At 65.2% G+C, this 18,280-nt stretch carries 18 protein-coding genes; 6 read left to right on the forward strand and 12 right to left on the reverse strand.

The annotated features are described in order from the left end of the window. The first annotated feature begins 123 nt into the window (after nucleotides 1-123). The 3 genes from V5F77_RS15875 to V5F77_RS15885 all read left to right on the forward strand — a co-directional run bounded on the left by V5F77_RS15875 (nucleotide 124) and on the right by V5F77_RS15885 (nucleotide 3,108). Complete coding sequence (locus tag V5F77_RS15875; RefSeq protein ID WP_429006332.1) at nucleotides 124-1,914, forward strand: acyl-CoA dehydrogenase C-terminal domain-containing protein; 1,791 nt, start codon at nucleotides 124-126, stop codon at nucleotides 1,912-1,914. Between the two features lie 78 nt (nucleotides 1,915-1,992). Further along, nucleotides 1,993-2,301 carry an SCP2 sterol-binding domain-containing protein gene (locus V5F77_RS15880; RefSeq protein ID WP_429006333.1) on the forward strand — a complete coding sequence of 103 codons (309 nt, stop codon included), beginning with the start codon at nucleotides 1,993-1,995 and terminating at the stop codon, nucleotides 2,299-2,301. Nucleotides 2,302-2,574: 273 nt separating this feature from the next. Beyond that, nucleotides 2,575-3,108, forward strand: a complete 534-nt coding sequence (locus V5F77_RS15885) for a hypothetical protein (protein ID WP_429006334.1) — start codon at nucleotides 2,575-2,577, stop codon at nucleotides 3,106-3,108. A gap of 108 nt (nucleotides 3,109-3,216) precedes the next feature. Here V5F77_RS15885 and V5F77_RS15890 read toward each other — a convergent pair whose 3' ends face one another. Further along, nucleotides 3,217-3,642 (reverse strand): organic hydroperoxide resistance protein, encoded by a 426-nt coding sequence (locus tag V5F77_RS15890; protein WP_429006335.1) that lies wholly within the window; start codon nucleotides 3,640-3,642, stop codon nucleotides 3,217-3,219. 267 nt (nucleotides 3,643-3,909) lie between these two features. On the opposite strand from V5F77_RS15890, the gene tcuC reads away from it, so the two are divergent. Then, nucleotides 3,910-5,223: an MFS transporter gene (tcuC, locus tag V5F77_RS15895; protein WP_429006336.1), complete on the forward strand. Its 1,314-nt coding sequence runs from the start codon at nucleotides 3,910-3,912 to the stop codon at nucleotides 5,221-5,223. Nucleotides 5,224-5,230: 7 nt separating this feature from the next. Here the strand turns inward: tcuC and V5F77_RS15900 are convergent, their stop codons facing one another. Further along, on the reverse strand, nucleotides 5,231-6,571 hold the full coding sequence (locus V5F77_RS15900; RefSeq protein ID WP_429006337.1) for an ATP-binding protein: 1,341 nt from the start codon (nucleotides 6,569-6,571) through the stop codon (nucleotides 5,231-5,233). Then, the gene (locus V5F77_RS15905) at nucleotides 6,568-7,290 is read right to left on the reverse strand and encodes a response regulator (protein ID WP_429006338.1); all 723 of its coding nucleotides are present in this window, start codon (nucleotides 7,288-7,290) and stop codon (nucleotides 6,568-6,570) included. Before V5F77_RS15905 ends, V5F77_RS15900 begins: the two co-directional genes overlap by 4 nt. Nucleotides 7,291-7,503: 213 nt before the next feature. Between V5F77_RS15905 and V5F77_RS15910 the strand changes: the two genes are divergently transcribed. Then, on the forward strand, nucleotides 7,504-8,292 hold the full coding sequence (locus V5F77_RS15910; RefSeq protein ID WP_429006339.1) for a hypothetical protein: 789 nt from the start codon (nucleotides 7,504-7,506) through the stop codon (nucleotides 8,290-8,292). A gap of 77 nt (nucleotides 8,293-8,369) precedes the next feature. Next, nucleotides 8,370-8,576 carry a hypothetical protein gene (locus V5F77_RS15915; RefSeq protein ID WP_429006340.1) on the forward strand — a complete coding sequence of 69 codons (207 nt, stop codon included), beginning with the start codon at nucleotides 8,370-8,372 and terminating at the stop codon, nucleotides 8,574-8,576. Between the two features lie 11 nt (nucleotides 8,577-8,587). On the opposite strand, the gene mdoH is transcribed toward V5F77_RS15915, so the two are convergent. The 9 genes from mdoH to glyA all read right to left on the reverse strand — a co-directional run bounded on the left by mdoH (nucleotide 8,588) and on the right by glyA (nucleotide 18,229). Beyond that, nucleotides 8,588-10,765, reverse strand: a complete 2,178-nt coding sequence (gene mdoH, locus V5F77_RS15920; protein ID WP_429006341.1) for a glucans biosynthesis glucosyltransferase MdoH — start codon at nucleotides 10,763-10,765, stop codon at nucleotides 8,588-8,590. Next, entirely contained in the window at nucleotides 10,753-12,291 is a 1,539-nt protein-coding gene (locus V5F77_RS15925; RefSeq protein WP_429006342.1) for a glucan biosynthesis protein, read from the reverse strand. The genes mdoH and V5F77_RS15925 overlap by 13 nt, the downstream gene beginning before the upstream one ends. 145 nt (nucleotides 12,292-12,436) lie before the next feature. After that, complete coding sequence (gene thiL / locus V5F77_RS15930; RefSeq protein ID WP_429006343.1) at nucleotides 12,437-13,435, reverse strand: thiamine-phosphate kinase; 999 nt, start codon at nucleotides 13,433-13,435, stop codon at nucleotides 12,437-12,439. Nucleotide 13,436: 1 nt separating this feature from the next. Further along, on the reverse strand, nucleotides 13,437-13,919 hold the full coding sequence (nusB, locus tag V5F77_RS15935; RefSeq protein WP_429006344.1) for a transcription antitermination factor NusB: 483 nt from the start codon (nucleotides 13,917-13,919) through the stop codon (nucleotides 13,437-13,439). Beyond that, a complete protein-coding gene (gene ribH, locus V5F77_RS15940) occupies nucleotides 13,916-14,407 on the reverse strand; it encodes a 6,7-dimethyl-8-ribityllumazine synthase (RefSeq protein ID WP_429006345.1) in 492 nt (163 codons plus the stop codon). The genes nusB and ribH overlap by 4 nt, the downstream gene beginning before the upstream one ends. 30 nt (nucleotides 14,408-14,437) lie before the next feature. Further along, nucleotides 14,438-15,052, reverse strand: a complete 615-nt coding sequence (locus tag V5F77_RS15945; RefSeq protein ID WP_429006381.1) for a riboflavin synthase — start codon at nucleotides 15,050-15,052, stop codon at nucleotides 14,438-14,440. Between the two features lie 204 nt (nucleotides 15,053-15,256). Then, nucleotides 15,257-16,393, reverse strand: coding sequence for a bifunctional diaminohydroxyphosphoribosylaminopyrimidine deaminase/5-amino-6-(5-phosphoribosylamino)uracil reductase RibD (gene ribD / locus V5F77_RS15950; protein ID WP_429006346.1), 1,137 nt, complete (start codon nucleotides 16,391-16,393; stop codon nucleotides 15,257-15,259). Nucleotides 16,394-16,398: 5 nt separating this feature from the next. Beyond that, nucleotides 16,399-16,887 (reverse strand): transcriptional regulator NrdR, encoded by a 489-nt coding sequence (gene nrdR / locus V5F77_RS15955; RefSeq protein ID WP_429006347.1) that lies wholly within the window; start codon nucleotides 16,885-16,887, stop codon nucleotides 16,399-16,401. A 28-nt stretch (nucleotides 16,888-16,915) separates the two neighbouring features. Beyond that, on the reverse strand, nucleotides 16,916-18,229 hold the full coding sequence (gene glyA / locus V5F77_RS15960) for a serine hydroxymethyltransferase (RefSeq protein ID WP_429006348.1): 1,314 nt from the start codon (nucleotides 18,227-18,229) through the stop codon (nucleotides 16,916-16,918). Between the last annotated feature and the right edge of the window lie 51 nt (nucleotides 18,230-18,280).

Genomic DNA, 18,280 nt, shown 5'->3' on the forward strand with positions numbered 1-18,280 from the left:
GCGGTTCGGCGAACGACGCCCTGCTTGATGGCCCCCTCCCCGACCCTCCCCCGCAAGCGGGAGAGGAAGTTGACCGAATATGAGCCTCTTGGAGAGGCCCCAGAGCACAACGGGAGAGCGACCATGCAGACCTATCAGCCCCCGCTCCGCGACATGCGCTTCGTGCTGCACGAACTCCATGGCAGCGAGAGCTTGAAGGACATGAAGGGCCTCGAAGAGGTAACGCCGGACCTGATCGATGCCGTGCTGGAAGAGGCCGGCAAGCTGGTGACCGAGGTGCTGGCGCCCATCAACATGGCCGCCGATCAGGAAGGCTGCACCTACGAGAACGGGGTCGTACGCACGCCGAAGGGCTTCAAGCAGGCCTATGACACCTATCGCGAGGGCGGCTGGAACGGCATCGCCTGTGATCCCGAATGGGGCGGCCAAGGCCTGCCGGCGAGCGTGACCAAGTTCATCGAAGAGATGATGTGCTCGGCCAACCTCGCCTTCGGTCTTTATCCCGGCCTGACACATGGCGCCTATATCGCGCTGAAGAATCACGCCTCGCAGGAGTTGAAGGAACGCTATCTCCCGAAGATGGTGGAGGGCGGCTGGACCGGCACCATGTGCCTCACGGAGCCCCATTGCGGCACCGATCTCGGCCTGCTGCGCACCAAGGCGGAGCCGCAGGACGATGGCAGCTATGCCATCACCGGCTCGAAGATCTTCATCTCAGCCGGCGAGCATGATCTGACGGAGAACATCATCCATCTGGTGCTTGCCCGACTGCCGGACGCGCCCAAGGGCGTCAAGGGCATCTCCCTGTTCCTGGTGCCGAAGTTCCTCCCCACCGAGGATGGCCGCCCCGGCATGCGCAACGGTGTTCAATGCACCGGTATTGAGCACAAGATGGGCATCCACGGCTCGGCCACCTGCCAGCTCTCCTTCGACGATGCCAAGGGCTGGCTCGTGGGCGAGCCGCACAAGGGCATGCGGGCCATGTTCTCGATGATGAATTCCGAGCGGCTCTCCGTGGGAACGCAGGGGCTCGGCGTCGGCGAAGCGGCCTATCAGAGCGCCGTGACCTACGCCAAGGAGCGCCTGCAGGGACGTGCGCTCACTGGCGCGAAATACCCGGACAAGCCCGCCGATCCGATCATCGTGCATCCCGACGTGCGACGCACCCTCATGACCATGCGCGCTTATAACGAGGGCTGCCGCGCGCTTTCCGGCTGGGTGGCCCGCAACCTCGACCTGATGGAGCGCTCCAACGACCCGGAGGAGCGCCAGCGGGCCGAGGATTTCACCGCCCTCATGACCCCCATCGTGAAGGCCATGTTCACCGATCTCGGCTTCACCAACGCCTCACTGGGCGTCCAAGTCTACGGTGGGCACGGCTATATCCGCGACCACGGGATGGAGCAGTATCTGCGCGATGCCCGCATCGCCATGATCTATGAAGGCACAAATGGCGTGCAGGCGCTGGACCTGGTGGGCCGAAAGCTCGGCGCGCACACCGGGCGCCTTCTGCGCTCGTTCTTCCATCCGGTGCTGGAATTCATCGACGCCAAGCTCGACGATCCCGACCTCGGGCCGCTGGTGGGCCCGCTCGGCAAGGCGTTCGGCGCCCTCCAACTCGCCACCGCCCACATCGCCGAGAAGGGCATGAAGGATCCCGACGAGGCCGGCGCCGCCGCGACCGAATATCTGCGCCTGTTCGGCCTCGTTGCGCTCGGCTACATGTGGGTCCGGATGGCGGAAGTCGCATTGCAAAAGCGCGGCGAAGCCAATGGAGAAACAGCCTTCTATGAGGCAAAGCTCGTCACGGCCCGCTTCTTCATCGACCGCCTGCTTCCGGAAGTCGCCGCACTTTGGGGTTCCATCAAGACCGGCAAGGCGTCCATGATGGCGCTGGACGACGCATCTTTCTGAACCCGCGCGGGCGCGCCTCCGGCCGCCCACGCCTATCTTAAGCGGTGCCCCCCAAGGGGCGCGCAAGCAGGAACCAGCATGGCCGACCTCTCTTCCCTCATCGACCTCATGAGCGACCGCGCCGACGTGTTGCGCGAACTCGGCTACCGCGTGCGGTTCGACCTCACCGACACCGACGAATCCATCCTGTTGGATGCGACCGGACCGGTGGTGGATATCGCAGAAGGCTCCGGCGAGGCGGACGCGATCTTGAAGCTCTCCACCGATACGCTGGAAAAGCTCATCACCGGCCGCATCGGCCCCATGCTGGCCTTCTCCACCGGCCGCCTGCGCGTCGACGGCTCCCAGGGGGTCGCGCTAAAATTGGCAGGTCTGCTGGACAGCTGACGCCCCCTGCCAGGGAGATGCGGCTCATTTCAGGCTCCACCGCATATTGGAAGTATTCAAGCTTGACCTTTGCCGTTCCTATTCCCCGAGCGGAAAGTTCATTTAACTGTCACATCACAATACACGGGCTTGGAAACGTAGCCCCATCTTAACCATGAGCCGGCGTAGAACCTTCCCATCTGTTGGAAACGGAGCGGGGACTGGTAAAGCGCGGATGAAGTGGTAATGTGCGCGCCGTGGTGACGGATTATTGATCTGCACTGGGAGAGACCGATGAAGTCTGTAATTTTCGGCGCGCTGTTCGCGATGGTGGGCGCCATCGGAATAGCCAACGCGCAGGGTGCCAAGCCCGCGAATACCGAGGAAATGAAGCCCGCCAACTGGCTGTTCGTTCAGGTTGCCGATTCGGTCACCGTCGACGAAAAGACCATCACCCTGAAGGGCGTCGCGCCGCAGACCATCATGTTCTCGGACCGTCCCGAGCGCATGACCGGAGATGCGCCGACCGCCAATTTCGTGAAGTTCTGGAACAGCGGCAAGGACAGCTTCCAGAAGGACGCTCCCAATGCCACGCTCTCCGTAACCGTAGACGGCAAGCCAGTCACAGCCGTGGTGGAACTCACCAACCCGGTGCTGACCGGCGATACCTTGGTCTACAATTATAAGGTCCTGAGCGATGAGAAGCCGGTTTCCGGCACCAGCGCCAGCCTGTTCATCGACTGGTGGTATGGCTACGGCCCCTATTGGCACCCCGGCGGTTGCTGGCGCGGCCCTTACGGCGGCCTGCACTGCCGTCCGGGCTGGTGAGCCCTCGCTTCTCTGATGCATGAAATCAAGACCCCCGCCCGGCTCGGCCGCGGCGGGGGTTTTCATTTATTGGATGGGGTGCAGGGCGCCGCGCACCACCCAATCTAATCAGGCGACCTCCAAGCCCACGTCCACGTTGCCGCGGGTGGCGTTGGAATAGGGGCACACCTGATGCGCCTTAGCCACCAGGGCCTCAGCCTCGGCGCGCTCGATGCCGGGCAGCGAGATCTTCAGGGCGGCGGTGATACCGAAGCCGCCTTCCGAGCGCGGGCCGATTCCGACCGTGGCGGTGACCGTGGCGTCGGCGGGGACGCGCACCTTTTCCTGGGCCGCAACGAACTTCAGAGCGCCAAGGAAGCAGGCAGAATAGCCGGCCGCGAACAATTGTTCGGGATTATTGCCCTCTCCGCCCGCGCCGCCGAGTTCCTTCGGAGTGGTCAGCTTCACATCCAACGTGCCATCGGCAGTGGTCGAGCGGCCGTCGCGGCCGCCGGTGGCAGTGGCTTGGGTGGTATATTTCACATCAACAGACATGGGATGACTCCTCTGAAAAGCCGTTTCGGCCCCTGCGGCAGAAGCGCGCTGATCGCTCACTGCGACCCGATGCGCTGGCCTCATGAGGTTTATATATCGCACGATTAAATCGAGCGCAATATATTTTACGACCTGAGCTGATACCTACAGAACACACCCGCCCCTCAAGCACCGGCGGTGGTCCGGTATCCATTGCCTGCGGATGGAAAGCTTCCTATCCAAGGCCTGTTGGAGCGAGGCTGGCCGGGCCGGCCCATGGAGACAGCGATGCCTGAGACAGCGCACATGGATGTCAGCGCGCCCCGCAAGACACCTTCAAAGGCCGCAACGGTGTTTCGCGTCACCAGCGGCAATTTCCTGGAGATGTTTGATTTCTTCCTGTTCGGTTTCTACGCGACCCATATTGCCGCCGCGTTTTTCCCCGTGCACGACGCCTTCGCCTCGCTGATGCTGACCTTCGGCACCTTCGGCGCCGGCTTTCTCATGCGCCCGCTCGGCGCAATCATTCTCGGGGCGTATGTGGACAAGATCGGCCGTCGCAAAGGCCTGATCCTGACGCTGGTCATCATGTCGTTCGGCACGATCCTCGTCGCCTTTGTGCCGGGTTATGCCACCATCGGCCTGCTGGCGCCGTTCCTGGTGCTCATCGGCCGCTTGCTGCAGGGCTTCTCCGCAGGCGTCGAACTGGGCGGGGTCTCGGTCTACCTCTCGGAGATGGCGACGCCCGGCCACAAGGGATTCTACGTCAGCTTCCAGTCGGCCAGCCAGCAGGTGGCGATCATCGTCGCAGCGGCTCTGGGATTTGCCCTCAACGAATGGATGAGCCCGCAGATGGTCTCTGACTGGGGCTGGCGCATTCCATTCTTCATTGGCTGCCTGATTGTGCCCTTCATCTTCGTCATCCGAACATCGCTGCAGGAGACCGAGGAATTCCTGGCCCGCAAGCATCGGCCGGACGCTAGGGAAATCTTCCGCTCCATGCTTGCCAACTGGCAACTGGTGCTGGCGGGCATGATGATGGTGGTGATGACCACGGTCTCCTTTTACTTAATCACCGTCTACACCCCGACTTTCGGCCGCGCGGTGCTGCACCTCAGTGCAGCCGACAGCCTTGTGGTCACCTTCTGCATCGGCGTGTCGAATTTCTTCTGGTTGCCGGTGATGGGGGCGTTTTCCGACCGAATCGGGCGCTGGCCGCTCCTGGCGCTCTTCTCGCTGCTGGCCCTGGTCACCGGCTATCCCGCCTTGTCCTGGTTGGTGTCTGATCCCACCTTCGGGCGCATGCTGATGGTCGAGCTGTGGCTGTCCTTCCTCTACGCCAGCTATAACGGGGCGATGGTGGTGGCACTGACCGAGGTGATGCCGGTAAACGTGCGCACCTCCGGCTTTTCCCTGGCCTATAGCCTCGCCACAGCTTTGTTCGGCGGGTTTACGCCAGCGGCCTGTACCTGGCTCATCGAGGCGACGGGCGACAAGGCGGCGCCGGGTCTGTGGCTCGGATTCGCGGCGCTGTGCGGTTTGCTTGCGACCATCGCCCTCTACGCCCGGCGCGACGGTCGTAGCCTGGTCGGAGCGGTGTAGGGCCGTGTCAGGACGCGACGTCCTCCCTCTCCTCAAGGTCGGCCACGGCGGGTAGTTCCACCCGCTGGATCAGCCCTCCGGATGGCTTGTTGGAGAGCACCAGCTTGCCACCGTGCCGTTGGATGATCTCGTGGGCGATAGCGAGCCCCAGGCCGGCGCCGGGAATCGTCACCTGGCGTGCGGGATCGGTGCGGAAGAATGGCTCGAACACTTGCGCCATCAGGTGTTCTGGAATGCCCGGGCCATCGTCCTCGATGAGCAGCAACGCACACCCCTCGCCAGCGCGCAGATAGACACGTGCCCCACGCCCGTGGGTCGCCGCATTGTTCACGAGATTGCGGATCGCTCGCTTGAGCGAGAGCGGCTTGCCGGCGACGATGAGCGGGCACATCTCGACCAAATCGGCGCTCAGGCCGCTTTGCTCGGTCTCACGCACGACGGATTTCACCACTTCGTCGAGCGACACGTAATCATCGGGTGTGCCACTGACTTCCTCTCGGACCAAGCGAATCGCGCTATCGGCGATGTGATCAAGCTCGGCGAGATCGTCGAACCAGCGCTCCCGCTCTTCCTCATCCTCGATGAACTCCGCCCGCAAGCGCAGGCGTGTCAGCGGCGTGCGCAAATCATGCGCCGCTGCCGCAACGATCCGCATGCGGCTGTCCATCGCCATCTTCAGGCGATGGGACAGCAGGTTGATGGTGCGTGCCGCGGCCCTCACCTCGGTGGAGCCGGTTTCCGCGAGTTGAGGCAGAGTCCCTTCCACGCCCACCTGATCTACGGCCTGCTCGATAAGGGCGAGCGGCCGGAGCAGACGCTGCACCGCCACCGCAACCACCCCCGTGACACCAAGGGCGACAAGAGCGAACCATCCCAGCACGCCATAGGGAATTGCGGGCGGCGGGGGGAGCGAGTGTTGCTCGATCGGGAATTTCAGCCACCGTCCGTCCTTAAGGTGGACCAGCGCCAGATGCGGTCTGCCCTCCTCGTCAGGCGCGTTACCGGATGGCGGCGGCCCCTCGCCGGGCTTCCCTGCGCCAAGTTCCGCGATCACCGTGACAGAGCGCATGATCCCAAGCCTCGCCATGGCTTCCGTGAGCAGCTGGGAGGCGAACGGATCGGCCATGCCATTGGGCGGGGTGTCGCTGACGATATCGGCACTTCGGAGGGTTTCCACCCCGCTTTCGACCATCCTCAGCACCAACGCAAGCTGGCTCGCGGTCACCGCTTGCTCGAACAGCGGACGCGGGCGTCCGCTAACTAAAATGAACACCGCAGTGGCGAGAACGAGAACCAGCAGGATCGCCACCACCAGAAGGCCGGTCACCCGCGCGCGCAGCGACTTCACGAAGCGATCTCGAGCGTCTCCACGCGCGCGGCGAACTGGTAGCCGCCGTTGCGCTGGGTCTTGAGGATCTGGAACGAACCGGCATCGCCAAGCTTGCGCCGCAGGCGGCTTACCAGCACATCGATGGAACGGTCGAACGGGCCCGCCTCGCGGCCCTGGGTGATGTCGAGCAACTGGTCGCGGGAGAGGATGCGGCCCGGCCGCTCAAGGAATGCCATCAGCAGGTCAAACTCTGCAGCGGTGAACGCGAGATCAATGCCTTCGCCGTCCAGCACCTGCCGCGACGTGCGATCCACGGTGAAGCTGCAGAAGCTGTATTTCTGCGCCAGGCTGGTGTCGGGCGGCGTGTCGTGCATGCGGCGCAGCACGGCGCGGATACGCGCGACCAGTTCGCGTGCATTGAACGGCTTGCCGAGATAATCGTCCGCGCCGACTTCCAGGCCGATGATGCGGTCCACCTCTTCCTTCAAAGCCGTGAGCAGGATGATCGGCACGCGCGAGCGCGAGCGCAGCGACCGGCACAGATCGAGCCCGGATGCATCCGGGAGCATCAGGTCCAGCACGACGAAATCAATCCGATTGGTGGTGAGTTTTTCTTCCATCTCGCGCCCGGTGGCAGCGAGAGAAACACGAAACCCCTGCGCGGCGAGATAGCGCCCGAGCAGCTTTCTGATTTCGTGGTCGTCGTCAACGACAAGAATGTGAGGGGCTGCTTCCACGTGATTTGTTTCCCATTGCAGGTGCGCAACCGCTCTAGCGCACCGAGCGAAAAGATCTCCCGGCCGATTGCAACTTTCCATTGCCATTCTGCGCTCAGCAACGAGCGCTCACAAATCTGCTGTTTTGAGAAACATCCAGAAACCGTCCGCCACACCCTGGCAACTGCCGGCGCCCAAGGTCTGCTCATCGAAAACGACCAAAGGACGAAACGCATGTTGAAACGGGCCATTCTCGCCCCGTCAGTGGTCTTGGCGCTCGGCATCGGCGTTGCTGGCTATGCCGCCGGAGGCCTTGCCTTCGCAGACCCCTCCGGCGCGGCGACGAAGAGCACGGACCGGGTCGCCGCCAGCGAGGGCGCAAGCCAGTTTGCCATGAGCGCGCGTACCGTACAATTGGCGGATTCGTCCACGCCTCCCGGCCCGCGTGATCGGCAGGTAAACGCTGCCGGCCGGCCCGGCAATCGGGACCAGCCTCCATCCGAACCGGCCCGCCCGCCTGGCGGACCCGGCCGATTCGGGCCGCTGGGCGGACAGATGCTGGCCGCGGCCTCCCTCTCGGCGATGGAGACGTATCTCGGCATTCGCGCGGATCAGTTCGACGCTTGGCGCGCCTATACCAACGCGGTCATGGCGCTGCTGCAGCTCCCCAGGCCGCCGCAGGATGAGCCCAAGCCGGCCGCGTTCGATCGCGCCGAGGCGATCGCCACCCGGATCGCCGACCAGGGCACCAAGGCACAAGCCGTGCTGACCGCTCTTTCGGCCCTGAAGGCAAAGCTGACAGACGAGCAGATGCAGCGGGCCGTCGAGCTCTCTGCTTCCCTGCCGCCGCTCCCGCCCCCCGGTCCCATGAGCCTGGCCATGGCGTTCGGCGCACCGGCCATGCCTGGTCCGCCCCCCATGGCTCCGCAAGGTGCCGATCATGGACCTAATGGAGTTCCCGCCCAGCCCGGCAAGGACGACGACGGTTCGCAGCGTCCGCAGCGCCCCGGCCCGCAGTTCTAAGCAGGCACACCAAACGGACGTGAATCACATTTGACGGACGCATGCGCCCGTCTCCGATTTGAGAAGGAGATACAGCAATGGCACAGACCGACGTCACCCAATTCGTTGCCAAGCTCATCTATGAGCGCACCTACCACCGCATCTGGGAAGACGCGACCCAATGGGCCCGCAAGGATAGCGTCTCATGCGCCGAGACGGTGATTGACGCCCTAAGGCATGCCGCTCTCCTGCCCGGTGAGGGAGGGAAGGCGGAGCAACACCATGACCACCCGAATCGGCTCTGATCCCCTTCGGGTCAGCCCTTTCGCTCCCCAAACATCAGCAGGCCGCGCAGCGCCTCGCCATCACCAAGTGCAGCGGCCTTCTCCCGCGGGGACAAAGCACGCAGCGCATCATGCAGGGTCTCGGCATCGGCGATTTTAGCGCGTGCGACGAGGCGTTCTGGGGCATGATCGCCCCGCTGCCGCTTCCCGCCATCGGGCAGGAAGGCCAGATGGGCGGCCGTAAGACGGGGATCGCTGCTCAGCCGCGCGACGGCTTCTCCCTCCGGCAGATCGGCTGCAAGCAGTTCCATCAAGCGCCCGGCCCGCGATAGCACAGCAGGCGGCGCGCGCTCCTCGGGGATGGCCAGCAGCCCAGCGCGCAGCAGCAGTGTTCCCGCGCCACGCAATGCGGTCACCGCGACCAGGGGAATAGACAGCAGGAGCCCGAGAATCACCGGGCTCATCCACCAGAATAGCGGCGCAGCGATGAGATAGGCGATCACACCAAGAGCAATGCCGAGCAGAGTGTGAAACCCGTACCGGCGCACCAGATCGGCAAAAGGCACCGAGCCGTCGTCACGCCGCTGCGGCTGCCAGCCTGAGTCGCGGCCGATCAGAATGCTGGCCACCGCCGAAGACTGAACGATCATCATGATCGGTGCCATAAGGCCCGACAGCAGCGTTTCCACCAGCACACCGATGAACGTCAGGATGCCGCCGCCGAATGCGCGCCGGCGCGGGCCGTCGAACAGCATCAGCACATAGGCCACGAGCTTCGGCGCCAGCAGTACCGACATGGTGCCGACGAACACCCAGGCGGCGCGCACGGGATCCTGCGCCGGCCAACTGGGGAACAGAGAGAATTCGGAGGGGAAATAGTCCGGCGACACGAAGCGCCCCTGCAACGACACCAGAAGGCCAGCGGTCAGCATGGCCAGCCAGAGCGGCGCGGTGATGTAGGAGCCGATGCCAGTCAGGAGATGAAGGCGGCTGACGAACACCAGCCCGCGCGCCGGCAGCACCGCGGCGTGCTGCAGATTGCCCTGGCACCAGCGCCGGTCGCGCACCGCGAGGTCGGTCAGCGAGGGCGGGCCCTCCTCATAGCTGCCCTCCAGATCCGGCACCATGTGCACGGCGAAGCCGCCGCGCCGGATCAACGCCGCCTCGATGAAATCATGGCTGAGGATATGCCCGCCGAACGGCTTGCGGCCCTTGAGGTGAGGCAGGCCGGCGCAGCGCGCGAAGGCGCGGGTGCGGATGATGGCGTTGTGACCCCAATAATTGCTGTCGGCGCCATGCCACCAGGACAGCCCGTGCGCCAGCAGCGGCCCATAGAGACGCCCTGCGAACTGCTGCAACCGCGCGAATAGCGTGCGCCCGCCGACGATGATCGGCAGGGTCTGAATCAATCCAACACCGGGGTGCTGCTCCATGGCGGCCGCGAGGCGTACGATGGCATCGCCGGTCATGACGCTGTCGGCATCGAGCACGATCATGCTTTCGTAGGCGCCGCCGAAACGGGTTACCCACTCGCCGATATTGCCGGCTTTGCGGTCGATATTCTTCGCCCGCCGCCGATAAAACAGATGGCCCTCCCCGCCGGTGCGTTCCCGAAAGGCGAGGTAGCCGGCCTCCTCGGCGATCCAAACGTCGGGGTCGGTGGTGTCGGAGAGGATGAAAACATCGAACGCATCCGCCTGCCCGGTGGCCTGCAGAGACTCATAAGTCGCCTGAAGCCCTGCGAGCACGCGTGGGGGGCTCTCATTGTAACAGGGCATGAGCAGTGCCGTGCGAGAAGAAACTTGGGGCTGCGGCGCCTCGGGATCGATGCCGAGCGGCCCCGGTCCGTGCCGCAGCAAGGAGAAGATGCCGCTCAGCGCACTGGTGAAGGAAAAAGCGATCCAGGCAAACAGGATCACGAACAGCACCAGCACCACGCCTTCCAGCCAGGACAGCGCACCCACCGAAAGCACAAGATACATTTCCCAGGCGGCGAAAGCGGTCATGGCCATGGCGCCGCCGATCACGAGCAGGCGCCGCAAAAACACGCCAGCCGGCGCGGTATCGGGCACGCCGCTAGCGGCGGGGCGCGTCGACAGAGACTGCACCGGCATGGCGAGAGGCGATTCGGCCGGCAGGGCCGGTGCTATGGTCTCGCGCCCCGGGTTGGCCGCCACGGCGGCCGTGGGCAGGTCCGTCACGCCGTCCATCGATAGACCCAGACTTCCGAGATCAGATCGGCATCACGCATGATCTGCGCACGCAATTCCGCCAGCTCGGCATTCTGCGGGTCAAGCACGAAGGAGAGGCGCCACCCCCGGATGTCCGGATTGGGTTGCAGGACCACGTCCTTGATGGCTCCGGCACTGGTCGAGACCTGCGCCCGCAAAGTGGCAAGGTCCATGTCTTTCAGCTTGTCGCCCACCACATCGACGACGAACAGCCGCCCACCCGCTGCTGCGCCGCTGCGGGTGGCACCAAAGCGCGCCGGGGGCGCGGCCTCGGTGTGGTCCCAGGCCCAATAGAGGCGATAGGTAAAGATGTATTCGCCGCCCTTGCGCAGAGGCTCCTTGGGGCGCCAATAGGCCACGACATTGTCGTGAACCTCCTCTCGCGTCGGGATTTCGATGAGGTTCACCGCGCCCTCGCCCCAATCGCCGATCGGCTCCACCCAGACACTCGGGCGCTTCTCATAGCGCGCCTCCAGATCCTGGTAGTCGAAGAAGGAGCGCTGGCGCTGCATCAGCCCAAAGCCGCGCAGGTTGGAATCGACGAACTGGCTGATTTCCAGCCGCTTTGGATTGGTCAGTGGCCGCCAAAGCTGCTCGCCGCGCCCGTTGACGATGGCAAGGCCTTCGGCGTCCCGCACGGCCGGGCGAAAATCATCCACGTCATTGCGATCGTTGGGAGCGAAGAAAAACATGGAGGTCAGGGTTGCGATGCCGGCCTGATCCATGTCTGCGCGCGGATAAAGCGTCATCTCCACCGCCATGGCGGTGGGATCACCGGGGCGGATGGTGAAGCGAAACGCGGCCGCGGCGCTCGGGCTATCGAGCAGTGCATGGACCACCACCGAATCCGTGTCCGGCCTCGGCCGTTCGATCCAATAGGCGACGAACAGCGGAAACTCCTCCCCGCCGGGATCGCCGGTTTTCACCGACAGCCCCCGCGCGGAGGAGCCATAGACCTGCCCCTTGCCGATTGCTCGGAAATAGCTTGCGCCCTGGAAGGCCGCCACCTCGTCGAAATAGTCGGGCCGGTTCATCGGGGCGTGAAGCCGGAAACCGGAAAAGCCGAGATTATCCTTCGGGTCCGGTGCCGCCACATTGTGCTCGAAGCGAAACAGGTCCGGCGAATAGACCAGCGGACGCGCCTTGCCGTCTGCGACGATGGCGATGTCCACACGGTCGCGAAACAGAAAGCCGCGATGGAACATTTGCAGCTCGAACGGCAGCTTCTCGCCGCGCCAGAGCGCCTTGTCGGGATTGAAGCGGATGTTGCGGTAATCGTCATAGCTCAAGTTATTGAGCTGGGACGGAAGTTTCTGATCGCCGGCCTTGTAGGGCTTGGCGGCGCGCTCACGGGCCAGCTGGCGCACGGTGTAAGCGTCGAATGGCGTGCCGTCGGCCGGTGTCTGCGCCTGTGCCACGCTCGCGAGGCCGCCCCAGAACGACGCGCCGAGCGCGCCCATGAGCGGAAAGAAAGCAGCGGCCTTGACGACCTGGCGACGATCCATTGAGGGGCCTCATCTGATGAAAGGTCACGCCGCAACCCGCGTCTCCCTGGGAGCGCGATGACGCAGCTTAACGGTGGACAGGACGATTGGTTCCGCAGCGCAATGGCGGCATCACGGCACGTTCGCGACTGCGATACGGCAACCCTCAGAAATGACTGAAGCTGAGGCGGTCCAAAGTCATCGGCATCCCACCCAAGTCCAGAAGGTCGAGGCCCGATGCCGCACGCGTTTCGCCGATTATTGTACAGGGCACCCCCGCTTGTTGCGCCGCGATGAGAAAGGCGTCAAGGGCCTCACAGGGCACCGTCGCGGCGATCTCATAATCGTCGCCGCCGGTCAGGGCCGTCGCGAACAGGGCTGGCTCAGCCGCAACCGCGGCCCGCACGGCCGCCGAGAGCGGAACTCGTGCCGCCTCGATCTTGCCGCCACAGCCGGAGGCCGACAGCATCTTCGCCACGTCGCCGATCAATCCGTCGGAAACGTCCATGCCGGCAGCCGCATGATCGCGCAGCGCTTCCGCGAGGCCGAGGCGCGGCTGGGGATGCAGATAGCGGTCGGCGAGATGGGCGATCAGGCGCGGGTCCAGACCGGCGAATCCGGCGCGTGCGGGATCGAGGCGCCATTGCAGCCCAAGCGCCGCATCCCCGATGGTGCCGGATACCACGATGGCCTGCCCCGGGCGCGCACCCGTACGCGGCACGAACCGCCCGCGCGGCACGGCGCCAAAGGCCGTGATGGAGAGCGTCAGCGGCCCTGGCGTATGGACCGTGTCGCCGCCGAGGATCGGGCAGGCGTAGAAGTCGGCATCGGCCCCGAGACCGGCGGCGAAGGCTTCCATCCATTCCGCCGTCACGTCGCGTGGCAGGGCCAGCGCCAGCAGCGCGCCGAGCGGGCGGGCGCCCTTGGCGGCAAGGTCGGAGAGGTTCACCCGCATCACCTTGCGGGCAATGGAGGCCGGCGGATCATCGGGAAAGAAATGGACCCCCGCGACCACCGCATCCTTGGTCAGGACGAGGTCGCAATCGGCCGGCGGAGTGAGGATGGCAGCATCGTCCAGCAACCCGCGTGCGGCGGCATCCTTGGCGATGGGCCGGAAGAACCGGCCAATGAACGCATCCTCGCCGGAGCCACCGTCGGCGACCATCTCAATCGGTTCCGCTGCGGGCGAACTCGCTGGCGCGCAGGTCGCGGGCGAGCGCGTCCAGCACCGCATTGACCATGCCGGTCTCGTCGCGGTCGAGAAAGGCGCCGGCCACATTCACATATTCGGCGATTACCACGCGTGCCGGCACATCCGGGCGCGAGGAAAGTTCGAACGCACCCGCACGCAGCACCGCGCGCAGCACCACTTCAACACGGCGCAGCGGCCAGCCGTCGGAAAGCGCCTTGTCCACCATGGGGTCGATGGTGCGCTGGTCGCGCACCACGCCTTCCACCACATCCTTGAACAGAGTCACGTCGGCGTCGGGATATTGCGTGCCCTCAACCTCCTGCCCGAGCCAATGGCTCTGAAATTCGGCGAAGATCTCGTTGATGGGCGTGCCGGCCACGTCCATCTGATAGAGCGCCTGCACCGCGCCCAGCCGGGCGAGGCTTTTGCGCATGGGTTTTGGTGAGGCCTCGCTCATTCCGACACCCGCCGCTTGAGGCGCAGAAGGTTGAGCGCCGCCTCTGCCGCTCCACCGCCCTTGTTGCCCTCGGAGACCCGCGCCCGCTCCCAGGCCTGCGGCTCGGTATCCACGGTGAGGATGCCGTTGCCCACCGGCATCGCGTGGGCGAGGCCGAGGTCCATGAGGCCGCGCGCGGACTCGCCCGCGACGATCTCGAAATGATAGGTCTCGCCCCGGATCACGCAGCCCAGCGCCACGATGGCGTCGATGGGCTCGCCGCTGATTTCCGCGCCGTCCATGGCAATTTCGGCGGCAATGGGAATTTCCAGCGCGCCGGGCACCGTGACGACCTCCACAAGGGCGCCAGCCGCTTCCAGCGCGGCGCGCGCGCCGGCGAGCAGTTCGTCGGCCAAGGCCGCATAATAGCGGGCCTCGACAATGAGCACCCGTGCGCCGGTGACCGGTTCCGCGACGGTGGCTGCGCGCTCGTTGCGCGTGCTGACCATGTCAAATCACTCCTGAATTGGGCGCGAGGGTTACGCGCCGCGGGGGAACTCCGCAAGCCGCGCCGCATAGCGCGCCATCAGGTCCACCTCGATATTAACGTCGTCGCCTGCCTGCACCGCGCCCCACGTGGTCACCGCCAGGGTGTGAGGAATGAGCAGGCAGGTGAAGAAAGCACCGTCCACCGTATTGACCGTGAGCGAGGTGCCATCAAGGCAGACCGAGCCCTTGGCGGCGATGAAACGGGCGAGATCGGCAGGCGCCTCGAACGTGAATTTCGTTGTCTCGTCGAAATCCTCCCGGACGACGACCCGCGCCTTGGCATCCACATGGCCGGTGACGATATGCCCGCCAAGTTCAGCGCCGATGGCGAGCGCCCGTTCCAGATTGATGGACTGGCCGGACTGCCACTGCCCGACCGTGGTGATCGCCAGCGTTTCGGGGGCGGCATCCACGGCGAACAGGCTTCGCTTGGGGCCCCCAGCGCGCACCGCCGTCACCGTGAGACAGACCCCGGAACAGGCAATCGAGGCGCCGATGGCGATGCCTGCGGAATCATAATCCGACGCGATGGTCAGGGTGCGGACCTCATGATGGGCGGAAACCTCGACGAGGTGACCAAGATCCGTGACAATGCCGGTGAACATGGTGTGCGGTCCAAATCCTGTGCGTCGGGCGGTGCACTGGGGGTAGGCCAAAGCTGGTCCAGCCAGGGCGATGGGCGTCGCTGCACCCGCCGCCAGCGGCCGGAACTCACGGCCATAGAGCATGTCGGTGGGAAAATCGCGCGCCTTTTTCGCTGACCGCGCTGCGCATCGTCGCATGGCGCCCCTGCGCGACCGGCAGGGCAGCTAGCGGCGGCGCAGGCGCGTCAGATGATCGTGCCCCAGCTCGGCGCGCTCCACCATGACGAATCCCACCGGCGCGGACAGGCGCTCAAGCGCCCGGCCGGGCAGCGCATCGAGCGCGTCGGCCCCCAGTACCACCGCGCCGCGCAGCATCACGACTTCGTCCACGAGGTTCGCGTCCAAGAGCGCGGCGGCAAGGTGGGGGCCGCCTTCCACCATTAGCCGGGTCACGCCGAGCAGCCCCAGCAGGTGGAGGGTCGCGCCAAGATCGAGCCGCCCTGTGGCCGCGCGCGGCACCCGCAGCACTTCCAGGCCGAGGTCCACCAGCACCCGCTCGGGACCGAGCGGCGCGTCTTCCGCGCAAATCACCCACACCGGCACGTCCTGCGCCGTGCGGACCAGGGCGGAGCCGGGCGACAGCCGCAGATCGCTGTCCAGCACCAGGCGCACGGGAGAGCGCCCCTCCAATCCCGGCAGGCGGCAGGTGAGCATGGGGTCGTCGGCCAGCACCGTGCCGATGCCCACCAGGATGGCGTCGGAATGTGCCCGCAGGAGATGCACGCGGACGCGCGCTTCTTCTCCGGTAATGGCGGCGGGGCGCGGACCCGGCAGCGCCGCCTTGCCGTCGGCCGAAACGGCCATCTTCAGCAAGACATGGGGCCGACCGCGCGTGACCCGGCTGATATGGCCGGCATGATCCTCAAGGGCCTGCTCGGCGCCGACCCCGACGGTGACCCAGATGCCGGCAGCCCGCAGGCGTGCAACGCCCCTGCCCTTCACCCGATGATCGGGATCCTCGATGGCCGCCACCACCCGGCTGATGCCGGCGGCCACCACCGCATCGGCGCAGGGCGGCGTGCGGCCGAAATGGGAACAGGGCTCCAGCGTGACATAGAGCGTCGCGCCGCGCGCACCCTCTCCCGCCTGCGCGAGGGCCAGAGGCTCGGCATGCGGGCGACCGGCCGGGGCCGTACCTGCGGCGCCGAGGATCTTCGGGCCGTGCTGGGTCTGGCGCACCACCAGCGCGCCCACGGAGGGATTGGGCCAGGTGCGGCCAAGGCCCTCCTGCCCCACCCGCAGGGCCTCGGCCATCAGCCGTTCATCCTCCTGCGGCGAGAGGACCGCCTCAGGGGCTGCCATGGAAATCAGTCCTCGTGCGCCGAGGGAACGGGCTTGGGCTCGCCATCGGATGAAAGCTCGCCGAGCAGGCTTTCGAAATCCTTCGCTTCGCGGAAATTCCGGTAAACCGAGGCGAAACGCACGTAAGCCACATCATCAATCTGCTTCAAACCTTCCATCACCAGTTCGCCGACGGTCTCGGAGGTAATGTCGCTGTCGCCGAGACTTTCGAGCTGGCGCACCAGCCCGGAGAGCATCCGCTCCACCCGCTCCGGCTCCACGGGCCGCTTACGCAAAGCGATTTCCACCGAACGGGCAAGCTTGTCCCGGTCGAACGGCACCCGGCGCCCGGACCGTTTGAGCACCATGAGTTCGCGCAATTGCACGCGCTCGAAGGTGGTAAAGCGGCCGCCGCAATCGGGGCAGACCCGCCGGCGGCGGATCGCCGTATTGTCCTCGGTCGGCCGGCTATCCTTCACCTGGGTGTCCAGGCTTCCGCAGTATGGACACCGCATGTTGGATAGCCCCCCGGCGCCCCCGCGCTCAGTTGTAAATCGGGAAGCGCGCGAGAAGCTCGGCCACTTTCCCGCGAACCGCCTGTTCGACCAGACTATCTTCCTCGGTGCCCTTCTGCGAGAGCACGTCGAGGACTTCCGCGATCATGTGACCGATCTGCTGGAACTCCGCCACGCCAAACCCGCGCGTCGTGCCCGCAGGCGTGCCGAGACGCACACCCGAGGTGACGAAGGGCTTCTCGGGATCGAAGGGAATTCCGTTCTTGTTGGTGGTGATGTGGGCGCGCCCGAGCGCAGACTCGGAAACCTTGCCGGTCAGCCGCTTGGGCCGCAGGTCCACCAGCATCAAATGGGTGTCGGTGCCGCCCGAGACGATCGCATAGCCGTGGCCGCGCAGTGTGTCGGCGAGCGCCTTGGCATTCTCCACGACATTCTTCGCATAGAGCTTGAAGGACGGCTGCAACGCCTCACCGAACGCTACCGCCTTGCCGGCGATGACGTGCATCAGCGGGCCGCCCTGGATGCCGGGGAAGATCGCCGAATTGATCTTCTTCGCCAGATCCTCGTCATTGGTCAGGATCATGCCGCCGCGCGGGCCACGCAAAGTCTTGTGGGTGGTGGTGGTCACCACGTGGGCGTGCGGGAACGGGCTCGGGTGCGCGCCACCCGCCACGAGGCCGGCGAAATGCGCCATGTCCACCATCAGCTTGGCGCCGACCGAATCGGCGATGGCACGCATCTTGGCGAAATCGATGATGCGGGGATACGCCGAGCCGCCGGCGACGATCACCTTGGGCTTGTGCTGGTCGGCCAGCTTGGCGACTTCCTCATAGTCGATGCGCTGGTCATCCTCGCGCACGCCATAGGGAACAGGGGTGAACCACTTGCCGGACATATTCACGGGCGAACCGTGAGTGAGATGCCCGCCGGCCGCGAGATTGAGGCCGAGGAACACGTCGCCCGGCTGCATCAGGGAAAAGAAGACCGCCTGATTGGCCTGGCTTCCAGAATTCGGCTGAACATTGGCGAAGCCGCAATTGAACAGCTTCTTTGCCCGCTCGATAGCAAGCGTCTCAGCCACGTCCACGAACTGGCAGCCGCCATAATAACGCTTACCCGGATAGCCCTCGGCATATTTGTTCGTGAGCACCGATCCCTGGGCTTCCAGAACCGCGCGCGAGACAATGTTCTCGGATGCGATCAGTTCGATCTCTTCGCGCTGGCGACCGAGTTCGGCCGCGATGGCAGCGGCGATTTCCGGATCGCTCTCGGAAAGAGGCGCGGAGAAGAAGCGGTTGAGATCCTCCGTAACGGAGGCGCGGTTCGCATCGAGCGAGGCCATGGGTTGGTCTCCGAGGGTGTTCGCTGCACCGGCGCGCGGTACGATTGGCGC

Origin of the sequence: Roseixanthobacter psychrophilus (assembly GCF_043195195.1) — a bacterium.
In the GTDB taxonomy this organism is placed as follows: domain Bacteria; phylum Pseudomonadota; class Alphaproteobacteria; order Rhizobiales; family Xanthobacteraceae; genus NCEH01.